Raw genomic sequence first — 12,616 nt, 5'->3', positions numbered from 1 at the left:
TGCTGTCCCGGGAGCAGGGTCAGGGGGCCGTGCGGATGACCTGCTCGAGCTCGATGTCGACCTGGTCGAGCGCGGTCTGCGCCTGGGTGTCGTCACGGTCCTCGGTGCCCTCGTCGAAATAGGCGAAGACGACGACGGTGAGGCTCGCGTCGGCGGGCAGGGTGATGACGTCGTGCTCCGGCCAGCCCGGGTCCGGCAGGCCGTCGTCCTGACCGTCCTGGCCCGCCTGGAACTGCAGCGTCGTGCTGTCGTTGAACGGCATGAGCGGCGTGACCTCGATGCCGTTGGTGTGGTCGAAGAGCACGTAGCCGACGTTGAGGCCCTCGATGTCGTCCACCGCGCCCGCGTCGCCGGCGCTGACGGTGAGGTCGGCACGCAGGTTGTCGCCCTCGAGCGCGAACTGGATGCCCTGGCCGCCGACGAGGAGGTCGTTGGGGACGACCCGGTAGGTGTCGATGTTGTCGATGCGGTGTCCCCAGTCGGCGCGCAGCGTGGGGATGTCGACCCAGGTGCCGATGAAGTCGAGGGGCCAGGGGAGGCCGACCCAGACGGTGTCCCGGTTGAACGTGCCGTCGTACCACTCGAACTCACCGACCGTGTCGACGTCGAGGTTGCCGGCGGTGATGGTGCCGGCGTCCACGGTGGTCGAGTCGGACCAGAGGGCGAAGGTGCCGCCCGAGCCGAGGGCGACAGCTGCGGCCGCGGCGCCGGCGAGGGCGCCGACAGTCTTCTTACGCACGATGGAGCTCCATTTCATGGTGGGGGGGGGAGGGGATGGCGACTCCGAAAGGAGCTCGCGGGCAGAAACGTAGCAGCGAAATGCGGGCGCGCAAGACGCACAGAAAATCGCTCGAGCCGCCGCGTCCGCACGCCGGAAAAAGCTGATTCTTGGCATCCCGCCGCGGATCCGGCACCGCGGTGCGAGCGCTCCAGACGTGCGCGACGAGGCCGTCGTGCCCATGAATGCGCAGGTCCTGGCCCCATGATCCGCGCAAGCCGGGCGCGGCCTGGACGCGATCTCGACACCGTCCGCGCATCACCGCGCGTATGTCTCGCGACTTTCTCGCGCTTTCATCGACGACCGGTCGTCGAGGTGTTGACGCATTGTCGACCAGAAATTCAGATGCGACGGACGCATTCCGCGCGAGCGATTTGATCAAGCGCGTGGGAAATGCCGGCGAAACGCGACGACGAGACGACGCTGTGGTCGACCGGCGTCGCGTCGAGACAGCCCCGGCGTGGCGGGCGGGGGAGGGTCCTCAGGTGAGGCGCAGGTCGGCGTGCCGCTCGGGCGGGGCCGCCCGCATCGCCTCGGCCTCCTGGGCCGCCCAGGCCGCCCACCAGGAGGCGACCTCGCCGTCACGGTCGGCCGCCCGGGCCCGGCGCACGCCCTCGGGCACCTCGAGCCAGACCAGGGCGTCGAGCTCGGCGTGCAGGAGCGTGGCGCCGCAGCCCTCGACGACGAGGACCGCGGGGTGGACGGCCGCGCGCCCGGGTGCGTGGGGCTCGGGCATGTGCCGGTCGGGCACGTGGCGCGCGGGCCCCGGGGCGCCCCGGTGCCAGTCCCACGTCGGTGCCGAGCCCGGTCGGCCGCGACGGACCGCGGTGACGAGCGGGGCCACGGCCTCGATGCCGGCGCGCAGGCCGGTCCACCCCGGGTAGTGGTCGTCCAGGCGGAGTAGGGCCACCCGGTCGGGGGCGGTGCGGTCGGCGTCCTGACCCGTGCGGGTACGGAGAAGGTCGAGGACCTCGGTGGCCAGCGACGACTTGCCCGCCCCGGAGCGCCCGTCGATCCCGAGCACGAAGGTCCCGGCGGGGTCACCGACGGCCGGCTGGGGGACGAGGTCGGCGACCTGCTCGGCGGGGGAGGGCATGGCGCGTCAAACTACCGGGCACCCGCGCCGGCCGCCGTCCCGGCTCGGTACGGTGGCCGGGAGGCGCCGCCGGCGCCACCTGGAGGTCCATCCGTGTCGCTCGCCGTCCGTGTCATCCCCTGCCTCGACGTCGCCGCCGGCCGCGTCGTCAAGGGCGTGCGCTTCGAGGGGCTGCGCGACGCCGGTGACCCGGTCGAGCTCGCCCGCCGCTACGACGCCGAGGGCGCCGACGAGCTGACCTTCCTCGACGTCTCCGCCTCGGTCGAGGAGCGGTCGACGACCTACGAGGTGGTGGCCCGGACCGCCGAGGAGATCTTCGTGCCGCTGACCGTCGGTGGCGGGGTGCGCACCGCCGAGGACGTCAACCGGCTGCTGGGCCACGGGGCGGACAAGGTGAGCGTCAACACCGCCGCCGTCGAGCGGCCCGAGCTCATCGCCGAGGTCGCCGACCGCTTCGGCTCCCAGGTCCTCGTGCTGTCCGCCGACGTGCGGCGCGTCCGTGGGGACGTGACCACCGAGTCCGGCTTCGAGGTGACCACGCACGGCGGCAGGCGGGGGACCGGGACCGATGCGCTGGCCTGGTGCGTGCGGGCGGCCGAGCTCGGCGTGGGCGAGATCCTGCTCAACTCCATCGACGCCGACGGCACCGAGGCCGGTTTCGACCTCGAGATGCTGCGGGCCTTCCGGTCCGCCGTCCGCGTCCCCCTCATCGCCTCGGGCGGCGCGGGGACCGCCGCGCACTTCGCCCAGGCCGCCCGGGCCGGGGCCGACGCCGTCCTGGCCGCCAGCGTCTTCCACTTCGGCACGCTGAGCGTCGGCGAGGTCAAGGACGCCATGCGCGCCGACGGCCTCGAGGTCCGCTAGCTCCCCGGCGCTCCGCGCACCCGCCGTCCCTCGCGCCGTCATCGGCGGGGTCTCAGGCGGCGACGCCCTCCTTGTCCAGGGCGTCCTGGAAGACGCGCACCCCCGTCATGCCGGGCAGCCGGGAGATGGTGCGGTCGATGCGCGCGACCTCCGCGCGCCCCTCGGCGCCGGCGAACAGGTGCCCCATGACGTGCCGGACCTCGGTCGAGCCCATGATGCTCGTGCCGACCGGCCGCCAGAACTTCTCCAGGGTGAGGCGCGCGACCCGCCGGGCCGGCTCGCTCGCGGCCAGCCGGGTGCGCGCCTGGGAGGCGTAGAACGCCACGTGCCGGGTCTCCTGCTGGGCGATCCGGCGCAGCAGCACCGCGAGGACCGGGTGCTTCTCCAGGTCGGCGAGCCGACGGTAGGCCGCCACCGCGGACCACTCGTTCGCCGCACCCCACAGCATGTGGGTGGCCACGAAGTCCTTGCCGACCATGCCCGCCAGCACGGACTGCTTGAGGGAGGACAGCGCCTCGCGCCAGCCGAGCTTGGTGCGCTTGGCCTTGAGCTCGTCGTAGTCCACGGTCACGTCGTGCTCCGCGAGGACCGCCGCGAGGGCCTCGCCGTGCCAGAACTCCTCGCGGTTCCACATCGTCATGAACCCCGCGACGTCGTGCTCCCGGCTCGACGGCGTCACCAGCAGGTCCCGCAGGTAGCAGACGGTGTGGTACTCGACGTCGCACATGTAGCGCAGGCAGCGCAGGGTGTCCGCGGGCAGCGGGTCGTCACGGAAGACGGTGAGGTCGAGGTCCTCGTACCGGACGGGGACGCTGGTGGCGGCGTACTCGTCGATGTCGAATGCCACGGCTGGCTACCTCTCGTGGGTGGGTGGTCTCGCGGACGGCGGATCGACGGTCGTGGACTACGTCGGTGCCGGCGGCGGCGGGACGAGCGGCCGCTCGCGGGAGAGTGCGGCGGCGAGCGGCCCGACGCCCGCGAGGCCGGGGAGCGCGCGCACGTCGGCGTCCGCCCGGTCGACGACGCGACGGCGTGACCCGCCGGCGAGCAGCAGCCGCAGGAAGGCGTGGCTCTCCCGCGCGGGCAGCAGGCCGGGGCGCAGCGGGTGGAAGCCGCGGGTGAGCAGCGCCCGCACGAGACGCTGTGCGGCGGGGTCGTCCGCGAGGCGCATCCGGGCCTCGGCGAGGAAGAACGCCCGGTGGGTCTGCTTGCGGGCGACCAGCGGCGCGAGCACGGCGTCGAGCGTGCCGCCGGCCAGCTCGGTGAGCCGGTCGTAGGCGGCGAGGCCCGCGGACTCCTCGGCGAGCCCCCGCGTGGCGTGCAGGGCGGTCGTCGGTTCGCCGACGAGCGTCGTCCACACGGGATCGACGTGCTGGGCGAGGAGGTCGCGGAACCTGGCGGACCGGTCGATGCGGGTGGGGTGCTCGAGGCGGGGCTCCTCCGGCCGCGCGCCGGCCGCGGTCAGCGCACGGGCGAGCCGGTCGGCGAACCAGTAGCGGTCGTGGGCCCAGGTGGTGAGGAAGGCCGTGTAGCGCGCCTCCCGGGAGGTGGCGGTGGCGAGCACCCGGCGCAGGGTGTCGGTGGCGGAGCGCTCGACCGCCCACAGGTACGTGAGCACGCGCCGGGCGGCGGTGGGAGGCGGACCGCCCAGGGACACCTCCTGCTCCGTCTCGGCCCGGTCGCCGAAGGCGGTGCGGACGAAGGCGCCGACGTCGAAGGAGGTGGTGCGCACCGGGGCGACCGTGCCGTCCGCGCTGTGCAGCAGGCCGGGTCGCGGCCGGGATCCCGCCCATGCTGCTCCCGTCGACACGCCACCAGCCTAGGGCCGGTCCGCCGCCCCGGTCGGGGCACGACCAGTGTGCGGACCCGCGTCAGGCGCCGGCGTGGCCGGCCCCACCGGCGAGCCCCGGTGCGGGGTCGGGGTCCTCGTCCCGCGCGCCCGCACCTCCGGCGCCGGCGAGCCCGGCCAGGAAGCGGTCGACCGTCCCGGGCCGCCCCTCGAGCACGACCTGCGCCGCGCGATGGCGCCCCGCGGCGTGCAGGGCGAGCTCGACCGGGTCGCCGACGACCGCGACGGAGTCCGCGCCCCGCCGCACGACCGCGCGCGGCCCGCCCGGGACCACGAGCACGACCCCGGTGCCCGCGGCCCGGTAGCTCAGCCCCGCGGTGCGGGTGACCAGCCGCCACAGGCCCCGCAGCAGGTCGGGGTCGAGGTCCGCGCGCGGCTCGGCCGGCCCGGACAGGCCGTCGGCGCCCCGGGGCCCGCGGCGCACGTCCTCGTGGTGGACGACCAGCTCGACGAGGTTCGTCGTGGTCTCCGCCCAGCGCATCGGCGACCAGCGCGGCCCACCCGCGGCGACCCTCGTGACGAGGGCGTGATAGCCCACCGGGTCGATCGCGTCGGCCACGAGCCGCTGGAGGTGGGGCTCACGCCCGGGCTCGGCCCGGGAGAGGACGTCGCGGACCATGAGGTCGGGGCGACGTTCCCGCAGCACCAGGTGGGCGGCGAGGTCGACGACGCGCCAGCCGGCGCACAGGGTGGGCGCGTGGGGGTCGGCGTCGGCCAGGGTGCGGGCGAGCGCCGCGCGCTCGTCGTCGACAGGACGGGTGTCACTGGTCACGCCCCGCACGTTCCCACGACCGGGCGCCCGGGCGCATCCCCGCCCGCGAACCCCCACCGGACGCCGTGCGGCCCCGTGGCACCATGGCCTGGTGCCCGAGACCCCCTCGACGACGCCCCCCGCGACGACGGACGGCGTCGCCCTCGACCCGCAGGTCGCCCGGCGGCTGCGCCTCGACCCGCAGGGCCTGGTGTGCGCCGTGGTCCAGGACCACGAGTCCCGCGACGTGCTCATGGTGGCGTGGATGGACGAGACGGCCCTGCACCGCACCCTGACCACCGGTCGGGCCTGGTACTGGTCACGCTCCCGTCAGGAGCTGTGGCGCAAGGGCGACACCTCGGGGCACGTCCAGCACGTCCGCTCGGTGTCGCTCGACTGCGACGGGGACGCGCTGCTGGTGACCGTCGACCAGGTCGGCCCGGCCTGCCACACCGGCACCCGCTCGTGCTTCGAGGCGGGCGGCGAGCTGGCTCTCGCACCGGGGGCCGAGCGATGACCGGCTCGCACGACGCACCCGACGCCGCCACCGGCGGCCCGACGCCGGGCGACCTGCCGTGGGGCACCACGTGGCCGAGCCTGCCCGAGTTCCGCGAGCTGGCCGCGGACCGCCGGGTCGTGCCCGTCGTGCGCCGGCTGCTCGCTGACGACGTCACCCCCATCGGCGTCTACCGGCGCCTGGCCGCCTCCCGGCCCGGCACCTTCCTCATGGAGTCCGCCGAGGCCGGCCGCTGGTCGCGGTGGAGCTTCGTCGGCGTCGGCTCCCGCGCCACGCTCACCTCCCGCGGCGGCCGGGCCGCCTGGCGCGGCGACGTGCCGGCCGGCATCCCCACCGAGGGCCCGGTCCTCGAGGTCCTCACCGCGGCGCTGGAGGTGCTGGGCACCCCCGCGATCGAGGGCCTGCCCCCGCTGACCGGCGGCTTCGTCGGCTCGCTCGGCTGGGACGTCGTCCACGAGTGGGAGCCCACCCTGCCGCGGCGGGCCCCCGCCGACAGCGACGTCCCCGAGGTCGCGCTGTGCCTGGCCAGCGACCTCGTCGCGCTCGACCACGCCGACGGGACCCTGTGGCTGGTCGCCGACGCGGTCAACACCGACGGCAGCGACGAGCGCGTCGACGAGGCCCACGCCGACGCGCTCGCCCGTCTGGACGCCATGCAGGCCGACCTGCTCGCCCCCGGCCCCGCGCACGCCGCCGTGCTCGACCCCGCGGCGCCCCTGCCGCCGGTCACGCCCCGCTTCTCCGACGAGGACTTCCAGGAGGCGGTGCGCGTGGGCAAGCAGGCCATCGTCGACGGCGAGGTCTTCCAGGTCGTCCTGTCCCAGCGCCTCGACGTGGCCACCGAGGCCGACCCGCTGGACGTCTACCGCATCCTGCGCACCGTCAACCCGAGCCCGTACATGTACCTGTTCGCTCTCGACGACGGCGCCGACGGGGTCCTGCACGTGGTCGGCTCCTCGCCCGAGACCCTCGTGCGGGTCACCGGGGAGGAGGTCGTCACCTTCCCCATCGCCGGCTCCCGCCCGCGGGGCACGAAGGCCGCCGAGGACCGCGAGCTCGCCGACGAGCTGCTCGCCGACCCCAAGGAGCTGTCCGAGCACGTCATGCTCGTCGACCTCGCGCGCAACGACCTGTCCAAGGTCTGCCGCCCGGAGAGCGTCGAGGTCACCGAGCTGATGGAGATCAAGCGGTTCAGCCACATCATGCACATCAGCTCCACCGTCACCGGGCGCAAGCGCGAGGGCGTCACCGCCCTGGACTGCCTGCGGGCGACCTTCCCGGCCGGGACCCTGTCCGGGGCGCCCAAGGTGCGCGCGGTCGAGCTCATCGACGAGCTCGAGCCGGCCCGTCGCGGCGTGTACGGCGGGGTGGTCGGCTACCTCGACCTCGCCGGCGACGCGGACCTGGCGATCGCCATCCGCACCGCCGTGCTGCACGGCGGTCGCGCCTCGGTCCAGGCCGGGGCGGGGATCGTCGCCGACTCCGAGCCGGCCACCGAGCTCGAGGAGGCCACGAACAAGGCCGCGGCCGCCATCCGCTCGGTCCGCCTCGCCTCCCGGCTGCGACCGGCGGGTGCGGCCGGCCCCGACGCCGGGACGGCCGGATGACCCGGACGCGCACGGTGCCCGGGCGGGGCCGCATCGTCCTGCTCGTCCTGGTGGCGGTGGCGGCCACGGTCGTCCTCGCGCTGCCCACGTGGGCCGAGGGGCGCCTGGAGACCGCCACCGGGACGGTCGAGCTCTCGGCCACCGGGATGTCCGGCGCTCCGGCGGTGTGGGCCGGCGCGCTGGTCGCGGGCGCCGCCGCACTGCTCGCCGCGATGTCCGGCCGGGTGGGCACCACCGTCGCGGGGGTGGCCACCTTCGGGGCCGGCGTCGTCGTCGTCATCGGCGCGGCCGGGGCGGCCCGCGAACCGGCCGCGCTCATGCTCGCCGACGCGCGCGTGGCCACCGGCACCAACGCGCCCACCGTCCACGAGGCCACCGCGACCCTGTGGCCCTGGGGCGCCGTCGTCATCGGCGCCGCGATGTGCCTGCTCGGCGTCGTGCTGCTCGCCCTGGCGCCCCGGTGGTCGTCGGCCGGACGCCGCTTCGAGCGCGGCGTGCCCGCCGCCGGGTCGCGCCCGGCGTCGCCCGCCACGGACCCGGACGGCATCGCCCACCCGGGCTCGGCCAGCGCCGCGGCGGACGCCGCCCGGGACCGCTACGTCGACGACTGGGACGCGCTCGGACGCGGGGAGGACCCGACCGCGGGCGACAGGTAGGCTCGGGGCCGACGCCCCGCACCACGAACGAAGGAGCCGCCGTGACCGGCACGAGCCTCGAGCAGCACCAGGACGGCTACCGCCTGCCGCGTGCCGCGCCGCCCCACAACGAGGGCAAGACCGTGGCCGGCTGGGCGATGGTCGTCGTCGTGACCCTCGGCGTGCTCGTCTCCTGCGTCGGCCTCATCCTCGAGCGGGACGTGCTCACCTGGGTGGCCGGCCCGGTCGTCATGGTCGTCGGTCTCCTGCTCGGCCTCGTCCTGCGCCTGGCCGGCCGCGGGCAGAAGGTCGAGCGCCGGCAGCCCACCGAGTGGTACGAGCCGTCGGCGGAGCAGGCGGAGGACCGGTCGCAGTGAACGTCCTCGACGAGATCGTCGCGGGCGTGCTCGAGGACCTCGCCGTCCGCGAGGCCGCGCTCCCGCTCGACAAGCTCAAGGAGATCGCCCGCTCCCGGCCCGCCGCGCGCGACGCCGTCAGCGCCCTGCGCGGGGACGGCTCCGTGACCGTCATCGCCGAGTGCAAGCGCCGCAGCCCCTCCAAGGGCGCCCTCGCCGACGTCCCCGACCCGGCGGTGCTGGCCGCCGCCTACGCCGAGGGCGGGGCCGCGGCGATCTCGGTCCTCACCGAGGAGCGCCGCTTCGGCGGCTCGCTGGCCGACCTGGACGCCGTGCGCGCCGCGGTCGACGTCCCGGTCCTGCGCAAGGACTTCGTCGTCACGCCCTACCAGGTGTGGGAGGCGCGGGCCCACGGCGCCGACATCGTCCTGCTCATCGTCGCCTCCCTCGAGCAGACCGTGCTGACCTCCCTGGTCGAGCGCGTCCACTCCCTGGGCATGACCGCGCTCGTCGAGGCCCACGACCGCGAGGAGGCGATGCGCGCCCGCGACGCCGGCGCCCGCGTCATCGGCATCAACTCCCGCAACCTCAAGACCCTCGAGGTCGACCGGCGGGTCTTCGCCGAGGTCGTCGACGTCGTCCCCGACGGCATCGTCCGGGTCGCCGAGTCCGGGGTGCGCAGCGTCCACGACGTCCTGGACTACGCCCGCCAGGGCGCCGACGCCGTGCTCGTCGGCGAGGCCCTCGTCGTCCACGACGACCCGCGCCGCGCGGTCGCCGACTACGTGTCGGCCGGCGCCCACCCCTCCTCGAGCAACGGTCGGGCCTGAGGACGCCCGGCGGACCGCACGCGGGCCCGCCACGCACCACCGGACCGCAGCGGTCCGCGCGAGATCGGGCGCCCCGCGCCCGGAAGGAGTTCCACGTGCAGTACACCGACGACCCGGGCAAGCTGTCCGAGGCCAGCGGCCCCTACTTCGGACAGTTCGGCGGGCGGTTCGTCTCCGAGGCCCTGATCGTCGCGCTCGACGACCTCACCCGCGCCTGGGAGGAGATGAAGGACTCCGAGGAGTTCCACCGGGAGATGGGCGAGCTGGCCGCGACCTACATCGGCCGACCCTCGCTGCTCACCGAGGCGCCCCGGTTCGCCGAGCACGCCGGCGGGGCCCGCGTCCTGCTCAAGCGCGAGGACCTCAACCACACCGGCTCGCACAAGATCAACAACGTCCTCGGCCAGGGCCTCCTGACGAGGAAGGTCGGCAAGACCCGGGTCATCGCCGAGACCGGGGCCGGCCAGCACGGCGTCGCCACCGCCACGGCGGCCGCACTCATGGGCCTGGAGTGCACGATCTACATGGGCGCCGAGGACGTGCGGCGCCAGTCGCTCAACGTGGCCCGGATGCAGCTGCTCGGCGCCGAGGTCGTGTCCGTGACCAACGGCTCGGCCACCCTCAAGGACGCCATCTCCGAGGCCTTCCGCGACTGGGTGACCAACGTCGGCACCACGAACTACGTGTTCGGCACGGCCGCCGGCCCCCACCCCTTCCCGGAGCTCGTGCGCGACCTGCAGAAGGTCATCGGCGAGGAGGCCCGCGAGCAGGTGCTCGCCCTGACCGGCCGCCTGCCCGACGTCGTCACCGCCTGCGTCGGCGGCGGCTCGAACGCCATCGGCATCTTCAACGCCTTCCTCGACGACGAGGGCGTGCGGCTCGTCGGGCTCGAGGCCGCCGGCGACGGCGTCGACACCGGCCGGCACGCCGCGGCGATCGGCGGCGGCCGCCCCGGCGTCTTCCAGGGCTCGCTGTCCTACCTGCTGCACGACGAGGACGGGCAGACCATCGAGTCCCACTCGATCTCGGCCGGCCTGGACTACCCGGGCGTGGGGCCCGAGCACGCCTGGCTCGCCGACCTCGGCCGCGCCGAGTACCAGCAGGTCACCGACGCCGAGGCGATGGACGCCTTCGCGCTGCTCTCCCGCACCGAGGGCATCATCCCGGCCATCGAGTCGGCGCACGCGCTGGCCGGCGCCCTGCGCATCGGCCGCGAGTGGCGCGAGAGCGGCGCGGACGGTGAGCCGCCGATCATCCTCGTCAACCTCTCGGGCCGCGGGGACAAGGACATGGGCACGGCCATCGAGTACTTCGGCCTCGGGGAGGACGCATGAGCACCACGCACGCGGGCGACGCCATCGACCGGGCCCTCGGCGAGGGCCGGGCCGCGCTCGTGGCCTACCTCTCGGCCGGCTACCCCGACCTCGCCGCCTCCGTCGAGGCCGCCCGGGTGGCCGTGGACAACGGCGCCGACGTCGTCGAGCTCGGCCTGCCCTACTCGGACCCGGGCATGGACGGCCCGGTCATCCAGCACTCCGGCGACGTCGCCCTGGCCGGGGGCACCCGCACCCGCGAGGTGCTCTCCGCCGTCGAGCAGGTCGCGGCCACCGGGGCCGCCGTGCTGGTGATGACCTACTACAACCCGGTCTACGCCTACGGGGTCGAGCGCTTCGCCGCCGACCTGGCCTCCGCCGGCGGCGCGGGCCTCATCACCCCCGACCTCATCCCCGAGGAGGCGGGTCGCTGGACCGTCGCGGCCGACGAGCACGGCCTGGACAAGGTCTTCCTCGTGGCCCCCGCTTCCTCCGACGAGCGGCTGCGCACGGTGGCGGCCGCCTCGCGCGGCTTCGTCTACGTCGCCAGCCGGATGGGCGTCACCGGGCTGCAGGACTCCCTGGCCGGGGGAGGCGCCGAGCTGGTGGCCCGGACCAAGGCCGCCGGCGCCGAGCGCGCCTGCATGGGCATCGGCGTGTCGAACCGCGAGCAGGCCGCCGAGGTGGCCGGCTACGCCGACGGCGTCATCGTCGGCTCGGCGCTCATCAAGGCCCTCGGCTCGGGGCGCACCACCGCCGAGGGGCTGGCCGCGCTCGGGGACCTCACCGCCGAGCTGGCCCAGGGCGTGCGGGAGGGCCGCGCATGATCCACGGCGCCGGGGCGCTGCTCGCGCAGGCCGGCACCGTGGCGGCCCAGGCGGGCATCCCCAGCCCGCCGGGCAACGTCTGGTACCTCGGACCGTTCCCGCTGCGCGCCTACGCGCTGGCGATCATCCTCGGCGCCGTCCTGGCCTGGTGGATCCTCGACCGCCGCTACACCCGCAAGGGCGGTCCGGCCGAGACCGCGCTCGACATCGCCCTGTACTGGATGGTCCCCTTCGGGATCGTCGGCTCGCGCATCTACCACGTGGCCACCCACCCGCAGGACTTCTTCGGCCCGGACGGCAACTTGCTCGACGCCCTCAAGATCTGGGAGGGCGGCCTGGGGATCATGGGTGCCGTCGTGTTCGGCGCCCTGGGTGCCTACATCGGCCTGACCAGGCGCGGCCTGCGCATCGGACCGTTCGCCGACGCCCTGGCGCCGGGCATGCTCGTGGCCCAGGCCGTGGGGCGCCTCGGCAACTACTTCAACCAGGAGCTCTACGGCACCCCCACCGACCTGCCGTGGGGCCTGCGCATCGACCGCGAGCTGCCCGAGCTGGTGCACCCGACGTTCCTCTACGAGGGGCTGTGGAACCTCGCCGGCGCCGTGGTCCTCGTCGCGCTCCAGCGCCGGCTCCGGCTCGACGGCGGCCGGGTGTTCTGGCTCTACGTCATCATCTGGCTCACCGGGCGCACGCTGACGGAGTCGCTGCGCACCGACCCGTCGATGATCATCGCCGGCATGCGTATCCACCAGATCCTGGCGATCATCGGCTGGGTGGTCGGCGTCGCGATGATCGTCTGGCTCACCCGCCGCGCGCGGGCGCGCCCCGACCGCGACGAGATCTGGCTGCCCGGCCGCGGCCCGGCCGCGTCCGCGGTCGTCGACGGCGAGGGGGCCGACCCGAAGGACACGACCGGTCCGTCCGACGACGCAGACCCGACCGACGACGATCCGCCCGGCGGCGAGGCCACCGACGACGGCGGTCCGACCGACGACGCCGAGCATGCCGACGAGACCGGCACGACCGACGAGGTCGACGAGGCCGGACCGCCCGCCGAGGAGCGGCCCACCCGCTAGTCGCCCCACCGGGCCGGCGCGGCCGCCGGCGTCGAGGAGCCCGTCCCCGGGCAGCACCCAGGTGCTCTCCGGGGACGGGCTCCTCGTATGCCGTCACATGGGGTCACCTCGATGAAA

General features: G+C 75.1%; 14 protein-coding genes. 9 read left to right on the top strand and 5 right to left on the bottom strand.

Features of this window, described 5'->3' with window-relative positions:
• Positions 1-19: 19 nt before the first annotated feature.
• Together AC3D3D_RS02200 and AC3D3D_RS02195 are read right to left on the bottom strand one after the other, a co-directional pair.
• Positions 20-739 carry a SipW-dependent-type signal peptide-containing protein gene (locus AC3D3D_RS02200; RefSeq protein WP_463662240.1) on the bottom strand — a complete coding sequence of 240 codons (720 nt, stop codon included), beginning with the start codon at positions 737-739 and terminating at the stop codon, positions 20-22.
• Between the two features lie 520 nt (positions 740-1,259).
• A complete protein-coding gene (locus tag AC3D3D_RS02195) occupies positions 1,260-1,874 on the bottom strand; it encodes a uridine kinase family protein (RefSeq protein WP_463662239.1) in 615 nt (204 codons plus the stop codon).
• A gap of 93 nt (positions 1,875-1,967) precedes the next feature.
• On the opposite strand from AC3D3D_RS02195, the gene hisF reads away from it, so the two are divergent.
• Positions 1,968-2,738: an imidazole glycerol phosphate synthase subunit HisF gene (gene hisF, locus AC3D3D_RS02190; protein ID WP_463662238.1), complete on the top strand. Its 771-nt coding sequence runs from the start codon at positions 1,968-1,970 to the stop codon at positions 2,736-2,738.
• Between the two features lie 52 nt (positions 2,739-2,790).
• Here hisF and AC3D3D_RS02185 read toward each other — a convergent pair whose 3' ends face one another.
• The 3 genes from AC3D3D_RS02185 to AC3D3D_RS02175 all read right to left on the bottom strand — a co-directional run bounded on the left by AC3D3D_RS02185 (position 2,791) and on the right by AC3D3D_RS02175 (position 5,359).
• Positions 2,791-3,585 (bottom strand): ferritin family protein, encoded by a 795-nt coding sequence (locus AC3D3D_RS02185; RefSeq protein ID WP_463662237.1) that lies wholly within the window; start codon positions 3,583-3,585, stop codon positions 2,791-2,793.
• Between the two features lie 57 nt (positions 3,586-3,642).
• Entirely contained in the window at positions 3,643-4,548 is a 906-nt protein-coding gene (locus tag AC3D3D_RS02180) for a hypothetical protein (protein WP_463662236.1), read from the bottom strand.
• Positions 4,549-4,609: 61 nt separating this feature from the next.
• Positions 4,610-5,359 (bottom strand): TIGR03085 family metal-binding protein, encoded by a 750-nt coding sequence (locus AC3D3D_RS02175; RefSeq protein ID WP_463662235.1) that lies wholly within the window; start codon positions 5,357-5,359, stop codon positions 4,610-4,612.
• A 91-nt stretch (positions 5,360-5,450) separates the two neighbouring features.
• On the opposite strand from AC3D3D_RS02175, the gene hisI reads away from it, so the two are divergent.
• The 8 genes from hisI to lgt all read left to right on the top strand — a co-directional run bounded on the left by hisI (position 5,451) and on the right by lgt (position 12,499).
• Positions 5,451-5,855, top strand: coding sequence for a phosphoribosyl-AMP cyclohydrolase (gene hisI / locus AC3D3D_RS02170; protein ID WP_463662234.1), 405 nt, complete (start codon positions 5,451-5,453; stop codon positions 5,853-5,855).
• Positions 5,852-7,462, top strand: coding sequence for an anthranilate synthase component I (locus AC3D3D_RS02165; RefSeq protein ID WP_463662233.1), 1,611 nt, complete (start codon positions 5,852-5,854; stop codon positions 7,460-7,462). The genes hisI and AC3D3D_RS02165 overlap by 4 nt, the downstream gene beginning before the upstream one ends.
• A complete protein-coding gene (locus AC3D3D_RS02160) occupies positions 7,459-8,118 on the top strand; it encodes a Trp biosynthesis-associated membrane protein (RefSeq protein WP_463662232.1) in 660 nt (219 codons plus the stop codon). The genes AC3D3D_RS02165 and AC3D3D_RS02160 overlap by 4 nt, the downstream gene beginning before the upstream one ends.
• Positions 8,119-8,159: 41 nt before the next feature.
• A complete protein-coding gene (locus AC3D3D_RS02155; RefSeq protein WP_463662231.1) occupies positions 8,160-8,474 on the top strand; it encodes an HGxxPAAW family protein in 315 nt (104 codons plus the stop codon).
• Positions 8,471-9,283, top strand: coding sequence for an indole-3-glycerol phosphate synthase TrpC (gene trpC / locus AC3D3D_RS02150; RefSeq protein WP_463662230.1), 813 nt, complete (start codon positions 8,471-8,473; stop codon positions 9,281-9,283). Before AC3D3D_RS02155 ends, trpC begins: the two co-directional genes overlap by 4 nt.
• A 95-nt stretch (positions 9,284-9,378) precedes the next feature.
• Positions 9,379-10,617 (top strand): tryptophan synthase subunit beta, encoded by a 1,239-nt coding sequence (gene trpB / locus AC3D3D_RS02145; protein ID WP_463662229.1) that lies wholly within the window; start codon positions 9,379-9,381, stop codon positions 10,615-10,617.
• Entirely contained in the window at positions 10,614-11,423 is an 810-nt protein-coding gene (trpA, locus tag AC3D3D_RS02140) for a tryptophan synthase subunit alpha (RefSeq protein ID WP_463662228.1), read from the top strand. Before trpB ends, trpA begins: the two co-directional genes overlap by 4 nt.
• Complete coding sequence (gene lgt, locus AC3D3D_RS02135) at positions 11,420-12,499, top strand: prolipoprotein diacylglyceryl transferase (RefSeq protein ID WP_463662227.1); 1,080 nt, start codon at positions 11,420-11,422, stop codon at positions 12,497-12,499. The genes trpA and lgt overlap by 4 nt, the downstream gene beginning before the upstream one ends.
• Positions 12,500-12,616 lie beyond the last annotated feature (117 nt).

The organism is Georgenia sp. X1117, from assembly GCF_057784635.1.
The sequence above is the reverse complement of the archived record's forward strand: the minus strand, read 5'-3'. Positions and strand labels throughout refer to the sequence as shown.